Raw genomic sequence first — 464 nt, 5'->3', positions numbered from 1 at the left:
CTCATAAGATTAATGCGAAAAAAAAAATAGCATGGATTCATACGGATTATTCTACAATAGAGCTCGATATAGATATGGATATAAAAATGTGGGATAAATTTGATTATATTGTAGCTGTATCAGAAGGATGTAAAAGTTCATTTTTAAAAACATATGGTCAATTAGAGCATAAAGTTGTAGTTCTTGAAAATATCATTTCTCCAAATTACATTAGAGAAATGTCGAATAAACACATTGATAATCCTATGATTTACGATAATCGATTTAAAATTGTGACCGTAGCAAGATTATCACATGCAAAAGGGATTGACAATGCAGTTCGAGCTTTAAAAATACTAATAGATAAAGGTTTTGATGACATTGTTTGGTATGTGGTTGGATATGGAGGGGATAAAAAAATGATTAAAGATATGATAAAAGATTTGAGGCTTGAGAGTAATTTTATCTTATTAGGTAAGCAAATT

General features: G+C 28.7%; 1 protein-coding gene. It reads left to right on the top strand.

Annotated features, from left to right (window positions below; genetic code table 11):
- Positions 1-464, top strand: a 464-nt coding sequence (locus tag KI356_RS27750) for a glycosyltransferase (protein WP_212937069.1), incomplete at both ends; no start/stop codon positions are given.

It is taken from the genome of Bacillus hominis, assembly GCF_018332515.1.
GTDB lineage: Bacteria > Bacillota > Bacilli > Bacillales > Bacillaceae_G > Bacillus_A > Bacillus_A hominis.
Note: the sequence above shows the minus strand (reverse complement) of the source record. Positions and strands in the feature narration are given on the sequence as shown.